Source organism: Pseudomonas sp. 10C3 (assembly GCF_036346185.1).
GTDB lineage: Bacteria > Pseudomonadota > Gammaproteobacteria > Pseudomonadales > Pseudomonadaceae > Aquipseudomonas.
The window spans coordinates 1-240 of record NZ_JASJVE010000201.1 but is presented as its reverse complement, the minus strand read 5'-3'; the positions used below and the strand labels follow the sequence as shown (position 1 = coordinate 240).

The following is a 240-nucleotide window of genomic DNA, read 5'->3' as shown; positions in this document are numbered from 1 at the left end:
CCTCAAACACGCCTGATTATTTTTTCGGTGTGCCAGTTGGCGCCTCAGGCGCTTGCTGCAATAGCCGCCAAAGCTCGGCGGCACCGTTGAAGTCCGCACCGTCCTCCAGACACAGCGCCTCCGGGTCATAACGACTCAGGCAGCCCTCGCCAAGCGAGGGCGGTGCTCTCGATGTGGCTTTGTCGAGTTGATCGGTCATCTTCGCCTCCATAGCTATGCCTTCGCGAATAAACTCACCCC

Annotated in this window: 1 protein-coding gene; it reads right to left on the bottom strand. The window is 59.2% G+C overall.

Features of this window, described 5'->3' with window-relative positions:
- Window positions 1–16: 16 nt before the first annotated feature.
- Entirely contained in the window at window positions 17–199 is a 183-nt protein-coding gene (locus tag QN399_RS26630; protein WP_330201981.1) for a hypothetical protein, read from the bottom strand.
- Window positions 200–240: the final 41 nt, after the last annotated feature.

Bases quoted from the DNA above. Each gene is read 5' to 3' on its own strand.
- QN399_RS26630 (WP_330201981.1), bottom strand. From the start codon at position 199: ATGACCGATCAACTCGACAAAGCCACATCGAGAGCACCGCCCTCGCTT.